This window comes from Pseudomonas sp. GV085 (genome assembly GCF_003050925.1).
Taxonomy (GTDB): Bacteria; Pseudomonadota; Gammaproteobacteria; order Pseudomonadales; family Pseudomonadaceae; genus Aquipseudomonas.
This window is the reverse complement of the sequence record NZ_QAOV01000024.1, coordinates 24,079-36,444: the sequence shown is the minus strand read 5'-3', so window position 1 is coordinate 36,444 and position 12,366 is coordinate 24,079. Positions and strand designations below refer to the sequence as shown.

General features: G+C 61.8%; 10 protein-coding genes. 3 read left to right on the top strand and 7 right to left on the bottom strand.

From position 1 onward, the window contains the following. Positions 1–597 precede the first annotated feature (597 nt). The 7 genes from C8K63_RS29455 to C8K63_RS29415 all read right to left on the bottom strand — a co-directional run bounded on the left by C8K63_RS29455 (position 598) and on the right by C8K63_RS29415 (position 6,862). Positions 598–1,179, bottom strand: coding sequence for a hypothetical protein (locus C8K63_RS29455; protein WP_108219896.1), 582 nt, complete (start codon positions 1,177–1,179; stop codon positions 598–600). Continuing rightward, the gene (locus C8K63_RS30580) at positions 1,176–1,520 is read right to left on the bottom strand and encodes a hypothetical protein (RefSeq protein WP_178086802.1); all 345 of its coding nucleotides are present in this window, start codon (positions 1,518–1,520) and stop codon (positions 1,176–1,178) included. The genes C8K63_RS29455 and C8K63_RS30580 overlap by 4 nt, the downstream gene beginning before the upstream one ends. 442 nt (positions 1,521–1,962) lie before the next feature. Next, positions 1,963–2,712, bottom strand: coding sequence for a hypothetical protein (locus tag C8K63_RS29440; RefSeq protein ID WP_108219894.1), 750 nt, complete (start codon positions 2,710–2,712; stop codon positions 1,963–1,965). A 102-nt stretch (positions 2,713–2,814) separates the two neighbouring features. Then, positions 2,815–4,356 (bottom strand): DUF5666 domain-containing protein, encoded by a 1,542-nt coding sequence (locus C8K63_RS29435; RefSeq protein ID WP_108219893.1) that lies wholly within the window; start codon positions 4,354–4,356, stop codon positions 2,815–2,817. Beyond that, positions 4,353–5,195, bottom strand: a complete 843-nt coding sequence (locus C8K63_RS29430; protein ID WP_108219892.1) for a DUF6502 family protein — start codon at positions 5,193–5,195, stop codon at positions 4,353–4,355. Before C8K63_RS29430 ends, C8K63_RS29435 begins: the two co-directional genes overlap by 4 nt. 130 nt (positions 5,196–5,325) lie before the next feature. Further along, positions 5,326–5,925, bottom strand: coding sequence for a hypothetical protein (locus tag C8K63_RS31130; RefSeq protein ID WP_305889181.1), 600 nt, complete (start codon positions 5,923–5,925; stop codon positions 5,326–5,328). Positions 5,926–6,289: 364 nt separating this feature from the next. Then, a complete protein-coding gene (locus C8K63_RS29415; protein ID WP_108219890.1) occupies positions 6,290–6,862 on the bottom strand; it encodes a hypothetical protein in 573 nt (190 codons plus the stop codon). 337 nt (positions 6,863–7,199) lie between these two features. Between C8K63_RS29415 and C8K63_RS29410 the strand changes: the two genes are divergently transcribed. The 3 genes from C8K63_RS29410 to C8K63_RS29400 all read left to right on the top strand — a co-directional run bounded on the left by C8K63_RS29410 (position 7,200) and on the right by C8K63_RS29400 (position 12,346). Further along, positions 7,200–9,326 carry a TonB-dependent receptor domain-containing protein gene (locus tag C8K63_RS29410; protein ID WP_108219889.1) on the top strand — a complete coding sequence of 709 codons (2,127 nt, stop codon included), beginning with the start codon at positions 7,200–7,202 and terminating at the stop codon, positions 9,324–9,326. An 87-nt stretch (positions 9,327–9,413) separates the two neighbouring features. Next, a complete protein-coding gene (locus C8K63_RS29405) occupies positions 9,414–10,691 on the top strand; it encodes a flavohemoglobin expression-modulating QEGLA motif protein (protein ID WP_108219888.1) in 1,278 nt (425 codons plus the stop codon). 164 nt (positions 10,692–10,855) lie between these two features. Continuing rightward, positions 10,856–12,346 carry a DUF3300 domain-containing protein gene (locus tag C8K63_RS29400; protein ID WP_108219887.1) on the top strand — a complete coding sequence of 497 codons (1,491 nt, stop codon included), beginning with the start codon at positions 10,856–10,858 and terminating at the stop codon, positions 12,344–12,346. Positions 12,347–12,366 lie beyond the last annotated feature (20 nt).

The following is a 12,366-nucleotide window of genomic DNA, read 5'->3' as shown; positions in this document are numbered from 1 at the left end:
ACTTGTGATGCTGATAATCTGTTGACTAGCAGTCTGACTCCACAAGCACCCACACGAATTGCTTGATTCAGTTGTTAAAGAGCGGTTGGTTAAGATCTTTCGTCTCAACCGAGGTGCGCATCTTACAGCGCATCTTTTCAAACTGCAACCTTAAAAGTTTCTGATTTTTCAACAAAATCAACTACTTAAGCCAAGAGCAACATCAAGCTGCTCGTTAGCGGGAGGCGAATAGTACAGTATTAAAATACGTGGTCAACCCCTTCTCCTGAAAATTCTTCTTCCTTATCGAAGCGCCCGGGCTGCCACCATGAACCCTCCCAGCATCTATATAAAGCTTCAGGGCAGCAGAGAGCCCGGACCACGTCGTCACTGAGGCGCCCTTTATTTCGTGGGCGCCACCCCAGCGCCATACCCGTCCAGCCCGGTCCCCCTCTGCCGACATCCTCGTCGGTATTTCGAACCGTGCGGCAGATTTCAAAAAGAAGTCGCAAACCCCGCGACTACTCAGGGTTTGCGACTCATAGCCGATACGTCCCTCAAGCTCCCGGGACGTTTTCTTTGGGTATGCCTGCCATGTTCATTGCCAAACGTGCAGGCTTAGTTCTCTACCTCAACCACATCGACATCCGGGGCATCAGGGGCGTCGGCCACATCCTCTCTGGCCTCCTTCGCCTCTACTTTGGCTACTTTGGCAGCGTTCCGGGCCGCATTTGCGGCAGCCCTGGCAGCATCTCTGGCTGCATCTGCTTTTGCCTTGGCGGCGTCCCGGGCTGCATCTGCTGCAGCCCTGGCAGCATCCCGGGCTGCATCTGCATCTGCTTTCGGTACGCCAGCGGCTCTCGCAGCGTCTCGGGCTGCATCCGCCTCAGCTCTCGCAGCATCCCGAGCTGCATCCGCCTCGGCTCTGGCAGCATCCCTGGCTACATCTGCGTCGATCCTGGCAGCGCCCCTATCTTCTGCAGCTTCCCTGGCTGCATCTGCGGCGTCTTCTGCGGCCTCCCTGGCAGCGTCATTGGCGTCTTCTGCGGCTTCCCTGGCTGCTTCACCGGGTTCTTCTGCCGCTTCCCTGGCTGCATCTGCGGCGTCTTCTGCGGCTTCCCTGGCTGCATCTGCGGCGTTATCCGCGTCGTCGTCATCGTCGTTGGCATGCGCTTTGCCCGGGCCTCTGTTCCCGATCATGCCACCATGGTCATCGTCGTTGTCACGCGCATTGCCTGGGCCTCTATTCCCTGCCATTCCACCATGGTCAGCGTCGCCGCGGCCCGGGCCGCCATGGCCAGAAGCACCATGACCGCCGCCATCTCCATGGCCGCTGCCACCGCTACCGCCTCCGCCGTCACCACCGTGGCCACCGCCTCCAGAGCCTCCACCGCCGGAACCACCGCCGCCACCGTGACCACCGCCACCTCCGGAACCTCCGGAGCCGCCGCCACCGTTGCCGCCGTGACCACCGCCGCCTCCGCCTCCGCTGCCACCACCGTGGCCGCCTCCGCCTCCGCCGCTACCGCCATCTTTGGCATGCACGCTGGAGAAACTACTGATGTAATCAGGCACCAGGACAGTCGATGCCGACAGGACCCCGCCAATTGCCAGAGCCAACAAACATTTCTTGAGCAGCATGATGCACCTCCGCTTGGAGTTGCGCCGTCATCTCCGTATCGAACGCAATGTCCAGTGAGTTCCCGGCCGCCCACTGGAGCGGCCAGCCAACCGGCACGGCCATAAATCTGCAGCAATCACGAGCAATTGCGGTATTCGCACGATCCCTCAGAGCCAGCCGGTATCGTTGCGTGGGAAATATTCCCACACCTAATAGATTAGTGCTGTCAGCCTGAGTGTCAACGACCGAATATCAGGACTTGAGCCGGCTGTCCTGACTGGCTTTTCGACGCGCACCGTCGCACCTGGACCCGGCCTGGATCGAAGCGGTGAAACACATCAGTGCAGGGAAACAGGCGGGTATCAGTAGGTGTGACTGAACAACAGTCCAGCCTCGCCATCCGGGCTGGCATCGGAAAACCCCTTGACGGCATACAACTGGAACTTCCAGTTCTGATTGAGCTTGTGCGTGAGGAACAAGGTGAGCTCCTTGATCTGATCGCCCGTGGAAACGACCTTCTGCCGCCAGTCGTAGGACGCGCCCGCCGTGGTACGCGCGAACACGGGTATGGCGAAGCCCAGGCCGGCGAATATCGGGTCGTCGAAGTCGGAGCCCGACGGGTCGCCGAATTTTTTCCAGCCCAGGGTGGCGAACCCGGTCACAGGGCCGAAGGCTTTGGCGACGTCGACCTGGCCGGAATAGTCGGTTTTGCCCGTGCCCAGGCACTTGTCTTCGTCGGCCGTGGGCAACTTGACCTTGCCGATCAGGTCCACGAACAACCCGCCAACGCTGCCGTCAATCACTGCATAATCGGCACCGGCAACGGTGTCACCCAAACCGCTTTCCACTTTACCGCAGCCGCCGGGCAACGGCTCGCCATCAGGGCCGACCGAAGGATTGGTGATGCGCAGCCAGGGCACAGTGAGCTTGTAGGTCATGGGGCCGGTCTGGTATTTGCCCACCAGCGGGACGTACCAGGTTTCAGAAGTTGTACCGGTACCATAGTCGCCCCGAGAGTAGTCGGTTCCGATCGAGGTCGTGAAGGTATCGGCCAGGGCCGGCAAGCCCAGGCTGGCTAGCAAACCGACGAGCAGGATGCGCTTGGGGTTCATGTTCACCTCGTGTCTTGCGTCATCGAAGTTCACACGCATGCTTTGTTGCGTGACTTACCAAGCCTAGTTACTTATGACGATAGTGCATCATGCCTGCGCTGTTTAACCCGACCTGCCGGAGTGATCGATTTTTTCAACCGGTTCAACCTTCTCGATTTTCTCGACCTTTTCGACTTTCTCCACCTTTTCGACTTTTTCTGGCCGCTCTACTTTCTCGCCCTTCTCTGGGCGTTCGATTTTTTCGACTTGCTCTACCCTATCGACCCTATCGACCCTATCGACTTTGTCGGGTTGCTCGACACGCTCTGACTTGCCGGACCTGTCCACGCTTTCCCTCTGGTCGCCGCCGCCATGACTGTCACTGCCCCCGTGGCGGGTATCGTCGCCAACGCGGACTTCGCTCTCGTTGCGGCCGCTCCTGCCACTGCCCGAGTTGCCGGAGCTGTTGGAGGTGCCTGAGTTGCTCGAGCCACTTGAGTCGTCCGTACCTTGCTCGCTGCCCCGGAGTCGCCCATGTTGGTTGCCGGCTGGCGAATCAGAGCGCTCGCGGGACAATTCGATACGCGTTGCCTGCACGTCCCGCGCGCCGGTAAACACGCCGTTGACCCGCACGCGTCGGTCCAGCGCCAGTTCCGAAGGCTGCACACCGACAAACACGGTGTCGTGCGCCAGCGTCACATTAAAGCCACCCACCACCAAACGGTGGTCCTGCCGACCCTGCACCAGGCCCTCGATCACCGCATGGTGTACCCGACCAATGAAGGGCAGGCTCGGGTCGGAGCGGCTTTGGGTCACGTCCAGCTCACGGCCGGACCACTGGCCGCGCACCAGCATTTCCTGCGCCGGACCTGGGTGATTGCTGAGTTTGAGCCCCAGGAGATAGCCGCTGCGATCCACCGATCCGATAGCACTGGCCTCCTTGAGGCCGGGCGCCCGGTCGATGCGGCTGGCTACCACGTCGCCACGGGCATCGCGCAGTCCGCTGACCCGCACGGGATCACCCGGGCGCAGACCCGCTGCAATTTGAGCACCGCTGGCCAGACGTACCGGTTGTCCCATGACACGCATGGGCATGGAGTCTCTAGGCAGGGCTGTCAAAGGGCCTTCGTAGACGTGCAGGATAGAAATGCGCCCGGCCTCCAGACCTCGCTTGGAATTGAATGCTTCCACGGCAACCACTTGGCCGACTGCCAGCTGGGTGCTGGTGGTGGCAATGCCGTTCTCGCTGACAGGAACGTTATTGTTGAAGTGCACTTCCAGGCCATTGACACAGATCGAGGCGAACCCGGTGATGGTACCGACAATGCCGGTGCCACCGATCCCGCCGTTGTCGCTTTCACTGCCGATGCCCGTGCCACCCACGCCGCCTGCAACGGCACCGGTGCCGCCAATCCCGCCAGGGCGCTTTTGCAGCGGTGCGCCGGTACCGCCCATCCCGCCGTTGTCGGTGCTGATGCCGGTACCGCCCATGCCACCAGGCGCCACACCCGTACCGCCGGTGCCACCCGGAGCCTGGATGACCGGAGCCTCACTTGTGCCCGCGTCATTCTGGCTCACACAGGCTGGGGCGGCCTGCAACACAATCGGAAGCCCGAGGCCCAGAGCGAGGGCGATTGCACGAATCAGGCGCAAGTTGACGGTCATGGCTTAGGGGCCGTTGATGAATTGGTATCTGAAGCTTCAGTGTAGAAGTACAGGCCGACCGTGATGCGCTGGCGCGGCTCAAGACTGGGCAGGTCGCGGAATTCCAGATCGGCGGCGAGTCGGTTGAAACTCAACAGGGCCTGCATCCCCTCGCTGGCAACGGCCTCGCGCAACGCCTCGACGCTCGCTGGGGTCAGCGCGTCATAGTGGACGCTGCGTTCAAAAAAGGCCGGAACTTCGCCGCTCAGATTGTGTACCGCGGCGCTAGCATGATCGTGCAGGTTGTGCCCCAGGTAAGCGGTTTTCTCATCGAAGCCCTTTTGCGGCACGAAGGCCTGGGCTTCGAGGTGCACGAGATCTTGTTCGTCAAGGCGCACGACCCCCAGGCGCAGCCACTCATCCAGCACCACTCGCGCCCGGATATCCGTGCTGACCTTCGCCACCAGGGCGTCAAAGGAGCGATCGCCGCCGACACTGGCCAATCGAGGCAGGGGCAGTGGCTGGCCGGCGTCGTTGCAGAACGGCGCCTTGGCCCAGGCGTTGACCAGTTGCGCACCGAAAGTGATGTTTTCCGGAAGTGTGGAAGAAGCTGGGTCGCTGGTGTTGCGCAAGCGCCGTACATCCTTGCGGTGCACGCCGGTGAGCAGGCTGATGCGGCTGTCGGTCGGTGCCTTGTCGCCCAGACGGAACTCTCGGTCCGCCACCTCGACGAAAACCTCCTTGAGCAGGTCGGCAAACACCAGGTAGGTGACTCCTTTGCGCAGCATCAGGCGTACCAGCGGCCGCATGACATGCCGCAAGGCTTTGAGGAGCGAGGTGGGCAAGGTAGACGATTGCATTCAGCGCATTCCTGGTCAGTTAATCCCAGTATAGCTACGTGGGAAATAATCCCATGAAGACAGGCGCTTTTTTTGCCGCGCCTCATACAAAACCGCTCTTCAGGGTCTTGTATGAGGTCATCAGGCCGCTTCAGATCCGACTGTTGTCGTCGCCGGGTTCGCCACCATCATGATTGCCATTGTCGTCACCCGGCTCGCCGCCGACATGGACGCCGCGGTCATCACCCGGCTCGCCGCCAACGTGGACGCCGCGGTCGTCACCAGGCTCACCGCCGACGTGGACGCCGTGGTCGTCTCCAGGCTCGCCGCCGACGTGGACGCCGTGGTCGTCACCCGCTTCTGCATGGGTACCACCGCGACCGGAGTTCGAGCCTCCAGGACCACCATGGCCTGAATTCCCGTTCCCATGATCGCTGCCGCTGTGGCCACTGTTGCCGCCATGGCCACCGCTGCCACCGCTCCCACTGTTGCCGCCATGGCCACCACTGCCACCGCTCCCACTGTTGCCGCCATGTCCGCCGCTACCGCCGCCACCGCCATTACCGCCGCCACCGCCACCGCTACCGCCGCCACCGCCATTACCGCCGCCACCGCCACCGCCACCGCCATCCTTGGCATAGGCACTCGATTCATGGGAAACGGAGTCTGGTACCAAAACGATGGAAGCCGAGAGGACGCCACCGATTGCCAGCGCCAGTAAACCTCTCTTGAAAAACAGGTAAGTGTTCATCGTGCATTCTCCTGGTGATTTACCGCGAGCAGTGCCAACGCAATTCGCGCTGCGATCCGGGAGCGGCATGGGAGTAACCCGTCAAACTTGCAATTCCTCTTGAGTTTTTCACGTGGGATTTTTTCCCACGTCTTCTAAACTAGCCCTTTCTGGCTCCGGGTCAAGCCGCGCAGGAGAAAGCCGACCGACGGCTTCGTGCAAGCCATCGAACTGTCGAGGGACCGCCTATGGGCATGGAAAAAGGACGAGTGATCGAGAGGTCTCTACCACGGGTAATCACCCAGAGGTGACGCCGGCTCAGGCAATACCGGATTCGCTGAAGCCCGCCACTTCAGGGAGCGGGCTTCCCACGATCTATTGATAGCTACCCCGGTACCGAGGATTTTTGCGCACCGACACTGCCCGCCCTACCGGCGACTACAAGTGCCACGCAACAAGCCAGTGACGAGAATGCGGCGAATGCGCCCATCACATGCAGATAAGGCAACACGTGATTCCAGGCTCGAGCCACACCCAGGAATGCGGCGAATAGCCAACCGCTCATGGAAAGCGCCCCCAACAAGGCAAGCCGAGTGCGCCCTGCAACGCGCAGTGCGACGAATGGAGCCTTTTGCAGCAGCGGAAAACCAACTCGATGCAACAATGCACCGTTCAGGCTAAGCAGCGCGACGACAGTCACCTTGGCCCAGAGTTTCTGATTGAGCAGATACGCCTCGCCTTCATCGAGGTAACCCTGGAGCACCAGCAACAATCCGCTTGCCCAAAGGCCCAGCAGTGCGAGGCTGACGATCTTTTGGGTTTCATCAAGGTACTCGAGCCGCGCCTGGTCCAGTATTTCCTTGCGCCAGCTCCAAAGCTTGTGATCCGCCTGCAACACCCTCCCCAGGGCAATACACGTAGCGAGCAGATGACCGTATACGAGAAGCATTTTGAGCATTGCCTTGACCTTATTATTGTTTGGGCGCTGCGTTCCCTGCTTCGCTGAATTGAAAACGAATGATACAAATTAGCAGTTGCGTTTTCAAGACAAACGTCTACTAGCATTTACCAAAACCGACCTCCATACGACCTTCGTCGTATTTGGAGACAGTTATTCCTGTGGCGGATGAATGCCGCATCCCTCCTCATCGTCGGAATGCTGTAAACCGTTGTGCGTTGCATCGCGGCCGCCCTGCCCTTGGCGTGCAAAAAAAGCAAAATTGCCATGTGCTCCCTTCGTTCTTTCTTGCGTCGCACTGTTCTTTGCCCGTTCCTGTACATCTGGAGTTCCCCCCATGCCCCCGCCTCAATACTTGCCCGCTGCGCTGCTGGGCCCGGCCCTTGTTTGTCCGGCCATGGCCGAGGCCCAAAGCCTGGAGCTGGGGCAAGTGCTGATCGGGGCTGAGGACCAGAGCGACGAAGACCAGGGGATCGAGGACGCCAGGGCGCGGCTGGCCCAGGTGCCCGGCGGCACCAATGTGGTCGACATGCGCCGCCCGTTGCAGGGTCGCGTGGCCAGCAATCAGGACGTGCTGGCTTACCAGCCGGGGATCTACGCCCAGTCGGCGGGCAACGAAGGGGTGAAGATCTCGATCCGTGGATCGGGGATCAACCGTGCACCGGGCGCCCATGCTTCGGGGCTGTACGCCATGCTTGACGGTCTGCCGCTGACCGGCCCTGGCGGCACGCCCTATGAGCTGCTGGAGCCGCTGTGGCTCGACCATGTGGAAGTGCTGCGCGGCGCCAACGGTTTCGACCGGGGCGCCCTGGCCTTGGGCGGGGCCATCGATTACGTCAGCCACACTGGTTACGACGCGCCGAAGTTGCAGGTGCGCTACGCGACGGGCAGCCACGGTTATCAGCAGCGCCAGGTCAGCTCCGGACAAGTGCTCGGCGCCTTCGATTACTACCTGGCCATGACCGACGCCAATGCCGACGGCTACCAGGACCACACGGCCAGTGAGAGCCAGGGTGTCATCGCCAACTTCGGTTATCGCTTCAACCCCAACCTGGAAACGCGCTTTGACCTGCGCCACCGTCAGACCGACAACGACCTCGCGGGGCGCGTGACCAAGCACTCCATCGAGCATGACCCACGGGCGGCCAACCCTGCCTACGTGGTGCGGGACGACCGCCGCGATGAGCCGGGCAGCACCTTTATCGGCAACAAGACCACCTGGTACATCGACGACGATTCGAGCATCCAGACCGGTCTTGTCTACCACGACTACCCGATGGATTTACGTGAGGGTCCCAACCGCCTGAAGGTGGCGTACACGGACGTCAGCGGCACGTTCGACTACAAGCGTCGCGACACGCTCTGGGGGCTGCAAAGCCAAAGCACCCTGGGCCTGCGAATGACCAGACACCTGCCCAATGCCGGCGCCAGCGAGTTCGTGCGCATCCCCACCGGCAACACCGCCGGTTATGCACCGGGCACGCTGATTCGCAATTTCACCTACCAGGGCTCGGACACCGTCCTGCATGCGGGCAATGACCTGGAAATCGCCGACGACCTGTGGCTGACCACCGGCCTCGCTGCCATCTACACCCGCCGTGAAAGCGATGTCACCTACCCGCAAAGTGGTGGCAAGACCAGCCTGCACGACTGGGACTATGCCCCGCGCGTGGGCCTGCGCTATCAACTGACACCTGACCTGCAACTGTTCGGCAATCTCAGTCGCTCGGTCGAGGCACCGCACCCGTGGTCGCTGATCTATAGCTCCAACATTCGATTCCCGGCAGGCAGTGGCCCCGCCACAGGCGCCCAGCGTGATCCGGTCAAGCTGCAAAACCAGACCGCCACCACCCTGGAAATCGGCGGCCGCGGTGACAGCACGTTGGGGCAGTGGAGCCTGGCCTGGTACTACGCCCAAGTGCGCCATGAACTGCTGTCGGTGTTACCGGATGCCAACGCCACCACCCCCTACGAACTCAACGCCAGCCCCACCGTGCACCAGGGCGTGGAAGCCAGCCTGCTGAGCCCTCTTTGGTCGCCGGACGATGGCGGCCAGTTGAGCCTGCGCCAGAGCTACACCTTCAGTGACTTCCACTACCGCGACGATGACCGCTTCGGCGACAACCGCCTGCCGGGCCTGCCGATGCACTATTACCAGGGCGAACTGCGCTACGACTGGCCACAAGGCTTTTTTGCCGCACTCAACACGCAATGGGTGTCGAAAGTGGCGGTCGATTATGCCAACAGCTACTACGCCGATCCCTACGCAATCTTCGGCGCGACGCTCGGCTACAACGCGCCCAAGGGCGACTGGCAGACCTGGCTGGACCTGCGCAACCTGACCGACAAGCACTACGCCGCCACGGTCACGCCGGGCTACGACGACAAAGGGCTGGACGCGGCACGCTCCACGCCCGGCGAGGGCATGGCGATGTACCTCGGGGTGTCGTGGAGCCTGCTCTGAGGCCGCGTACCTGTATTCGCAAACGCACGCAACCGAGCGCGACGACTAAGCTTTAGTAACGTCACTTCGTCCCTCAAGGAGCTATCCATGAGCGCCGCCGCCCTGTCCGAACTCGATGCCGCCCTGCCCGACCTGACCCGCAAGATCCGCGTGCTGGATGCCTTGTCCTGGCCCGATGGCGTCGAGGAAGACTTCCTGGCGAAATGGCGCAGCGGGCGTGCGCAGTTACCCGATGTCAAGCTGCAGCCCCGCGAGCACAGCGCCGACATCGCCGCTCTGGAAACCTTTATCAGCCGCTGCGATGTCGGGCATCCGGCCGGGAATTTCCTCGCCATGACCGCCCGTAGCTATGCCACCGCCGGCCACATGCTGGGGGCCATTGGCACTCCCGCCTTTACGCAATATTCGTCTGCACTATATCGGCGCCCGGATTTCTATTACTCGCGCTTGCAACTGAGCATGCTCGACGCGGCCCGTTTCTTCCTCAAGACCACCGACGCCCTGCTCGGCAGTGCGCGGATTCCACCGAGCCCGGCCGAGATCCCGGCCAAGGCGTTCGCCGCCTGGATTCAACCGGAACTGGACCGTTTCTTCGGCGTCGGACAGATCACGGTCGTGCTCGATCCGAACCTGGCCGCCAAGGCCATCGCAGGATCGAGCCGCATTCGCCTGCGGGCCAGCGCGCTGTTCTCGGAACTGGACAAGAACCAGCTGTTGCAACACGAGGCCTTCGTGCATGTCGCCACGGCACAAAACGGCGCGCGACAGCCCAACCTCACAAGCCTGGGCCTGGGGGCGCCCCGCACGACCCAGACCCAGGAAGGCATTGCCACCCTGGCCGAACTGTTCACCGGCAGCATGGACATCAATCGTATGCGTCGTCTGGCCCTGCGCGTGCTCGCCGTCCAGCAGGCGCTGGAGGGTGCCGACTTCATCCAGGTGTTCGAAGGTTTTCTGGCGGCCGGGCAGACAGAAGAGGAATCCTTCCGCTCGACCCAAAGGGTGTTCCGCGGCGCCGACCTGCGGGGCGGTTCGGCGTTCACCAAGGATGCCGCGTACCTGACCGGGCTACTCGGCGTCCATACCCTGCTGCGCATTGCAATCCGCGATAACCGGCCGGAACTGGTAGGGCATTTGTTTGCCGGGCGCCTCAGCCTGGCTGACACCCTGCGCCTGGCGCCACTGTTCGAGTCCGGTTGGCTCAAGGGGCCGACCTACCTTCCGGCCTGGGCCAGCGACTTGCGCTTGCTCGCGGCCAACCTGGCCTTCTCGGCGTTCATCGCCCAGATCAAGCTGGATGTGCTGGACCTGGAGGTGTTCATGGCATTCGCCGAAGAACACGAAAGCGATGCCAGCGCCCAGTGATCGATCAGGTTGACGTCGTTTTAAAGGCAACCTGGGTCGTTCGAATGAGCTGCTACCATTAGAAAGCGGCATCGAAGCTGGGCTCTGTGGCTTGCAAAGTCAGCTTTCACCTCTGCGGCAGCGACTCACTCATTTCAAGCCTGCCTGACCACATAGGGGGTGCAATGCGCATTCCATTTTTTTACGCGTTGTCAGCCGTTCTGTTTTTGAGTGGATCTTCCTGCCTGACACAGGCCGCGAATGTGACCGCACCGGCGCCCGCCAATGCTGCCGATACGGCGCCCGTCACCGCGACTGCCAAAGATCCCGTGTTTACCCAGGAACAGCTGGATCAAATGCTGGCGCCCATTGCGCTTTACCCGGACCCACTATTGGCACAGGTACTGATGGCCACTACCTACCCGGGGGAAGTCGGCGAGGCGGTCAGCTGGTCCAAAGCGCACCCGGACGCCAAGGGCGATGAGGCAGTCAAACAGGTAGCGAACCAGCCATGGGATCCGAGCGTACAGGCGCTGGTCGCCTTCCCGCAGGTGCTGGCGACGCTGGGGCAGGATCCCGTCTGGGTACAACGCCTGGGCGATGCCTTCCTGGCGCAGCCCGACGATGTCATGAACGGCGTGCAACGCCTGCGTCATCAGGCCCAGGCCGCTGGTAACCTGCAGAGCAACCAATATCAGAACGTTACGATCCAGAATGTCACGGCACCTGCGACCACAACGCAGGCACCGGCTTCAGCCCCTGAACCGGCCCCAGCCGCCAGTTCCACCATCATCATTCAACCCTCCGATCCACAGGTGGTGTACGTCCCCACCTATAACCCGACCACCACCTACGGCACCTGGGCCTACCCGGCATCGCCGCCCGTGTACTATCCGCCGCCACCCGCCTATTACCCCGGTCAGGCCTTGATGGCCGGGCTGGCGTTTGGTACTGGCGTGGCGATCGTCGGTGCATTGTGGGGTGAATGTGACTGGGGCAATAACGACGTCGATATCGACGTCAATCGTTATAACAACATCAATGCCAACAACCGGATCACCAATAACCAGAACAAATGGCAACACAACCCGGTGCACCGCAATGGTGTGCCCTATCGAGACAGCGCGAGCCGCGCGCAGTACGGCCGCCAATTGAACGGTGCCAGTCAACGTCAAGCCTATCGAGGGGACACTGCCCAGCGCGCCCAGGCCCGTGAAAACGCCCGCACTTCAATGGACAGGCACGGTATCGAACGACCTGCCACCAGTAACCTCGAAGCCCGTGATCAAACGCGCAAACTCCAGTCCGCAACCGCAGGCGGAGATCGGTTACAGACCGGTGCAGACAGGCCGAAGGCGGCTGACAGAGGCCAGGGCACGACCAGAAACACCCGGGAGAATCAGCAACCCAGGAACCAGAGCGCTCAGCTGAATCAGCGCAGAGAGGGCCAGGCGCAGACGCGTCAAACGGCGAATCAACGGCCGGCCGCCAGTACCGGCAGTGCCCGCAACAATGCATTCGCCGGCGCACGCTCACCGTCCCAGGCCAACGTCCAGGCCAATCGTGGCCGGGCCAGTCAGGCATCCGCCCAACGCCCAAGTGCCTCGCGATCGGCCGGTCACCAGGTCAGTCGGCCGTCCAGTCCACCAGCGCGTCAAAGGGGGGGCCGTCGTTGAAAAACCAACCTCGAGTAAAG

What these genes read in the sequence shown, in the direction of transcription:
- C8K63_RS29455 (WP_108219896.1), bottom strand. Translation starts at nt 1,179, where the DNA reads ATGATCGGGAACAGAGGCCCGGGCAAAGCGCATGCCAACGACGATGAC.
- C8K63_RS30580 (WP_178086802.1), bottom strand. Translation starts at nt 1,520, where the DNA reads ATGCCAAAGATGGCGGTAGCGGCGGAGGCGGAGGCGGCCACGGTGGTG.
- C8K63_RS29440 (WP_108219894.1), bottom strand. Translation starts at nt 2,712, where the DNA reads ATGAACCCCAAGCGCATCCTGCTCGTCGGTTTGCTAGCCAGCCTGGGC.
- C8K63_RS29435 (WP_108219893.1), bottom strand. Translation starts at nt 4,356, where the DNA reads ATGACCGTCAACTTGCGCCTGATTCGTGCAATCGCCCTCGCTCTGGGC.
- C8K63_RS29430 (WP_108219892.1), bottom strand. Translation starts at nt 5,195, where the DNA reads ATGCAATCGTCTACCTTGCCCACCTCGCTCCTCAAAGCCTTGCGGCAT.
- C8K63_RS31130 (WP_305889181.1), bottom strand. Translation starts at nt 5,925, where the DNA reads ATGAACACTTACCTGTTTTTCAAGAGAGGTTTACTGGCGCTGGCAATC.
- C8K63_RS29415 (WP_108219890.1), bottom strand. Translation starts at nt 6,862, where the DNA reads ATGCTCAAAATGCTTCTCGTATACGGTCATCTGCTCGCTACGTGTATT.
- C8K63_RS29410 (WP_108219889.1), top strand. Translation starts at nt 7,200, where the DNA reads ATGCCCCCGCCTCAATACTTGCCCGCTGCGCTGCTGGGCCCGGCCCTT.
- C8K63_RS29405 (WP_108219888.1), top strand. Translation starts at nt 9,414, where the DNA reads ATGAGCGCCGCCGCCCTGTCCGAACTCGATGCCGCCCTGCCCGACCTG.
- C8K63_RS29400 (WP_108219887.1), top strand. Translation starts at nt 10,856, where the DNA reads ATGCGCATTCCATTTTTTTACGCGTTGTCAGCCGTTCTGTTTTTGAGT.